Genomic DNA, 4,563 nt, shown 5'->3' with positions numbered 1-4,563 from the left:
TCGCCAGACGCTCTTTGTGCGGTATTGCCTTAAGTATTTCCCTAATCTCCCAGTCGTTTTATCATCTGGAGATACCCCAGCGATTCGTAGCCCAGCCGGCGGTACAGTGCCTGTGCTCGTTCATTTTCCGGTTCAGTTTCCAGCCGGAGCATTACCGCATCGCCCCGCAGCTGTTCCTCCAGCCATTGCAGAAAACGGCTGCCCAGTCCCTGCCCGCGGTATGCGGGACGGATATACAGATCTTCCACCCAGACCATGACACCGCCGGCTTCGTGCTGCATCATGCGGTTGGTGACGGAAAAGCCTGCCACTGCATCATCACACTGAAAAATATAGCCGGACAGATACTGGTCGGAACGCATCATCTCCGCAAACGTCCGCCGGTGATACTCTGCGGGAATGGGGTGCAGCACCGCATCGGAGTGAAAGAATTCCTCTGCCATGGCGTAGAAGTCCGTTTCGTCTGCCGCTGTGATCGGACGGAATGTCAGTTCGCTCATCGGTGTCCGCCTCCGCCGCCGTGGCTGCCGCCGGAAGAACTGCTGTGGCTGCTGCCGCCGCCTCCGCCACCGCCGCCGCTGCTCTCGGAGGAAATCTTCGTGCGGCTGGTGTAGGTTCGCAGGTACTGGTCGGATCGCTGGAGGTACTGCACATCGTTGGCAACCAGATAGTTTTGCAGGCTGCCCGCAGCCTTGAACTTATACCGATTCCGGATCGACAGCACGGAAATGCCAAAAGCGATCACGCCGATCAGAACGGCAAGGATCACAATGGTTCCCCAGCTGAGTATTGCGGTGTATTCCTTTGGCAGTTTGCTGACTTCCTGCACCTGACCGTCCTGCATGATGAGATACTTTCCGGTGTCTTTGTTGTAGGTGTAGTATTTGTCAGTGGGAACGCCCTGGTCTGCATAGTATTTCAGATCGGAACAGAAGATGTGTATCGCAGACGGCAGGTCTTCTTCGCCGCGGGGCAGATATTCTTCCACATCCTGGATCATGATTCCCACACGGTTGTAGTCCTCATTGTCCGTATAATAGAACTGTCCCTTGCCGCTGGTGGAGAGGTAGTCGAACAGAGAGGTTTCTCCGGACATATCCAGATAGAGGAATACGCCGTCGGTATTCATACCGTAGAGTTCCTCATAGGTTTCATCACAGAATGCAATGGTGTCTGCATCTGAATTGTCCCCGACGGCAGTGCTGCCGATCCAGAGAGCCACGTTCATGCCGCTTTCGTCTGCGGCTTCCTGTAATTCGTCCATTGCCTCCTGAAATTCTGCATCGGACAGGAAGTCACCCTCGTCACAGAGGTAGACATTGTTGCTGGAATCCTCGGTTTTCGCCGAAACAGCGGGAAGTGTGAGATTGCAGATGCAGATACCGGCTGCCAGAGCTGCCGCGGTCTGCTTCCAGATCGTTTTCATCGGAACATCAGCCCTCCTATCAGTACTGCCAGCCCTGTAATTGCTGCCGCCAGCACGCCGCTGAAAAGCAGTGCTTTCCCCCAGCTGAGAGGCGGCGTGCCTGCCTGCGTGCCGGTCTGCCCGTTCATGGCGAAGTCGTAGTTCTTTCCATGGTACTGGTAGTGCATGAACCATACCGGCAGCAGAGCATAATCGTGCTGGATATTTTCCATTTGTACATTGTGAGAAGTCACCACGTGAGAACTGTAGCCGCTGATGGATTTTTCCACGGTCTTTACGGCGTGTTCGTCGATCCGCTTATGGATTCGGGGCAGGATCTGGTCGTAGGGGACATCGTATTTCTGTGCCATAAAGCCGCTGAGGTACTTCATGGAGAATGCTTTCATCTTGTCATAGGAGAACGGCTCAATAGCGTTCATGAGAGCATCTTCGATTTTTTGAGAGCCGTCTGCGGGAACGCCGCGATAGGGGATCTTTGCCAGACGTTTTACAGCGAATTCTTTGGTTTCGGTGACCTGATAGTCCCCATCCCGCCAGCTGCGTTCTTTTTTGCCCAGTGCATCTACTTGGGTCTTGGCATCACAGTTGGTGAGCCAGAACGGTACATAAACACCGGACATTTTTTCCAGCTGCTTTTCCGAGGTGAAGCTTCTGGGGAGAAACCAACGCTTTTTGCACCAGCTGTGGAATTTTTCCACAGCTGCTTCCCGTGTGACCGCAAAGGGCAGCACATAGGCCGGCTTGTATTCTCCCGTCAGCCGTCCGGCGAGTACCACCGGAGTGTGGCAGTAGTAGCAGAATGTGGCGGAAGTTTCCGCTTCTGCAATGATCTGTGCCCCGCAGTTCTGACAGGTGTAGAGCCGTGTTTCGTTCTCGAACGCCTTGTCATCGGTTTCGCTTTCCAGCGTTTCCGCCGAAGCGTCTGCTTGCTGATCTGCCTGTTGTTCCATGTTCTGATACAGCTGCTGCATTTCTGCTTCGGTGTAGGTGCTGTCGCAGTATTCGCAGCTAAAATTCTGATGCTCCGGATCAAAGGTCAGTTCCGCACCGCAGTTAGGGCATTTGTATTGTACGGTATTCATGTTGTTCTCCTTTTTGCCGTTTATCCACGCTTGTTGCCGCAGTTGGTGCAGAAATTGCCGGTATTGACGGTGCCGCAGGAACAGGTCCATTCACCGGCGGGAGCCGGCTTTTTGCTGCCGCAGTTGGTGCAGAAATTGCCGGTGTTTTCTGTACCGCAGCTGCACTTCCAAGAGCCGGCAGGAGCCGGTTTTTTGCTGCCGCAGTTGGTACAGAAGTTGCTGCTGTTGACAGTGCCGCAGGAACAGGTCCAGCCGTTTGCAGCTGCTGCAGCGGGGGCTGCCTGCTGTTGAGCCATTGCCTGCTGCTGAGCCATTGCCTGCTGCTGCATCTGCTGGGCATTGGTCTGGGAAGCACTTGCCATGAAGTTGCCGGCACCCTGCATACCCATGCCCATTGCCATGTACGCCTGTCCGGCACCGGCAGTATTAGAGCCGGCGGCCTGAAGTCCCTTTGCCACAGCCGACTGTACAAAGCCTTCCCGTACAGAGGGGTCGCCCATCATGGCACCCTGATTCCGCATGTTGATGAGAGCCTTGCTTTCCTCGTCATAGCTGATGCTGCCGATACCCACAGCACAAATATCCACGCCCCGTGCCTGTGTCCAGTCCTCGTCCAGAACGGTTGCCATATACTTGGACAGCTCCATGCTCTTGGACGGCAGGGCGGAGATGCGGACACCGTCTACAGACATCTGTCCGATCGCTGACTGGAGAGCCGACAGGAATTCCATGTTGAACTGGTCGCCCAATTCGTCAAATGTCAGGCTGGCAGCGTTGCGGGGAACAACTTCCATGAAGAATTTCAGCGGGTCTGTGATCTTTATCGAATAGCTGCCGTGACAGCGGACGAACAATTCTGCATTGTAGAAATTGTCAAAGTATTGCAGGGCGTTGCGTGTGCCGAACTTGATGTTGCGGATCTCCTGCAAGTTGATGAAATAGACCTGCTGGGACTTACCCGGCTGTCCGCCGAACTTGAAGCGTTCGAAAGACTCCCGCACGGAATCCTTCAGCTGTCCGTTGAACATGGACGGAGAGGAGGAGAGGAATACCTCATAACAGCCTTCCTCAGCAGTGTAGTCCATGATCCGACCGCTGTCCACCAGGATCATCATCTGGTTCGGTCCAACCTCAACGCGGGAACCATTGGAAATGATGTCTGGTGTGCCCTTGGTGTTGCTGCCGTGTTTGCCACGCTTGATCTGTACACCCTTTGTCATGACGGTGTTGGCACCCATGTCACCGGCTGTGATGTACTCCAGCCACGAATCTGCCAGTGTGCCGCCAACGGCACCTGCTGCTGCACGAATCAAACCCATATTGATAACCTCCAGTTCTTTCATAAGGCGAAGCAATGCAAACCAACGGTCTGGTTTATGATATGCGAGTGATATGCGGACAATGCCGCTGGTTTACATGCTGATTTGCAATAATATTATCATAATTATACCATAAAAAAATCGACTTGGCAAGTGAAAATTGACATTTTCCATGAAAATCTCCGAAAAAAATTGTAATTTTTTTCGGAGATGAAAAAACACTTGACTTTTTCCGAGATTTATGGTATACTAATGTTTGTCTGAGGCAACACTTTCGAAAGAATGGGGTATAGCCAAGGGGTAAGGCAACGGACTTTGACTCCGTCATTCCGCTGGTTCGAATCCAGCTACTCCAACCAAAAGTGAAAAGAGAAAACCCCGTCCAGCTGCTGTATTTGGACGGGGTTTTCTGGACATTGAGAAAGGATCGGACATCTATGGGCGAACATAAACTGGCAATCGTTCTCGGCATCGTCACCGTGGTGTATATCCTCGCCATGATCTTTCTGTTCTGGCGGTATCGGAAAGCCATGGGGAACCTCTCGGAAAAGCTGCGGGAATGCCGTGAAAAAGAGGAACGGCAGCAGGAACAGGAGCAGGTGAAAGCTGAGGAGGACATTGTTACGATCTATCAGAAGCCGGAAGCCGCTGCTCCTGAAACCGAAAAAACGCAGCCGGCTCCCGAAGAACCGACTGCGTAAGTTAAGGAAACGCTGAATAAAGCCCGCCTGACGGC

5 protein-coding genes and 1 tRNA gene are annotated in these 4,563 nt (G+C 53.2%); 2 read left to right on the top strand and 4 right to left on the bottom strand.

Features of this window, described 5'->3' with window-relative positions:
• Positions 1-41 precede the first annotated feature (41 nt).
• The 4 genes from RUMCAL_RS09645 to RUMCAL_RS09630 are packed head-to-tail and all read right to left on the bottom strand — an operon-like array spanning position 42 to position 3,827.
• Positions 42-500, bottom strand: a complete 459-nt coding sequence (locus RUMCAL_RS09645) for a GNAT family N-acetyltransferase (RefSeq protein WP_021682605.1) — start codon at positions 498-500, stop codon at positions 42-44.
• Positions 497-1,426 (bottom strand): hypothetical protein, encoded by a 930-nt coding sequence (locus RUMCAL_RS09640; RefSeq protein WP_021682604.1) that lies wholly within the window; start codon positions 1,424-1,426, stop codon positions 497-499. Before RUMCAL_RS09640 ends, RUMCAL_RS09645 begins: the two co-directional genes overlap by 4 nt.
• A complete protein-coding gene (locus RUMCAL_RS09635; RefSeq protein ID WP_021682603.1) occupies positions 1,423-2,508 on the bottom strand; it encodes a TFIIB-type zinc ribbon-containing protein in 1,086 nt (361 codons plus the stop codon). Before RUMCAL_RS09635 ends, RUMCAL_RS09640 begins: the two co-directional genes overlap by 4 nt.
• A gap of 20 nt (positions 2,509-2,528) precedes the next feature.
• On the bottom strand, positions 2,529-3,827 hold the full coding sequence (locus tag RUMCAL_RS09630; RefSeq protein WP_040647786.1) for an SPFH domain-containing protein: 1,299 nt from the start codon (positions 3,825-3,827) through the stop codon (positions 2,529-2,531).
• A 283-nt stretch (positions 3,828-4,110) separates the two neighbouring features.
• On the opposite strand from RUMCAL_RS09630, the gene RUMCAL_RS09625 reads away from it, so the two are divergent.
• Positions 4,111-4,186, top strand: a tRNA-Gln gene (locus RUMCAL_RS09625).
• A 78-nt stretch (positions 4,187-4,264) separates the two neighbouring features.
• Positions 4,265-4,528 (top strand): hypothetical protein, encoded by a 264-nt coding sequence (locus RUMCAL_RS15095; RefSeq protein WP_084194401.1) that lies wholly within the window; start codon positions 4,265-4,267, stop codon positions 4,526-4,528.
• The last annotated feature ends 35 nt before the right edge of the window (positions 4,529-4,563 follow it).

The organism is Ruminococcus callidus ATCC 27760 (genome assembly GCF_000468015.1).
Taxonomy (GTDB): domain Bacteria; phylum Bacillota; class Clostridia; order Oscillospirales; family Ruminococcaceae; genus Ruminococcus_C; species Ruminococcus_C callidus.
This window is presented reverse-complemented; position numbering and strand designations above follow the sequence as displayed.

Coding starts and splice junctions, on each gene's coding strand:
- RUMCAL_RS09645 (WP_021682605.1), bottom strand. CDS start 500: ATGAGCGAACTGACATTCCGTCCGATCACAGCGGCAGACGAAACGGAC.
- RUMCAL_RS09640 (WP_021682604.1), bottom strand. CDS start 1,426: ATGAAAACGATCTGGAAGCAGACCGCGGCAGCTCTGGCAGCCGGTATC.
- RUMCAL_RS09635 (WP_021682603.1), bottom strand. CDS start 2,508: ATGAATACCGTACAATACAAATGCCCTAACTGCGGTGCGGAACTGACC.
- RUMCAL_RS09630 (WP_040647786.1), bottom strand. CDS start 3,827: ATGGGTTTGATTCGTGCAGCAGCAGGTGCCGTTGGCGGCACACTGGCA.
- RUMCAL_RS15095 (WP_084194401.1), top strand. CDS start 4,265: ATGGGCGAACATAAACTGGCAATCGTTCTCGGCATCGTCACCGTGGTG.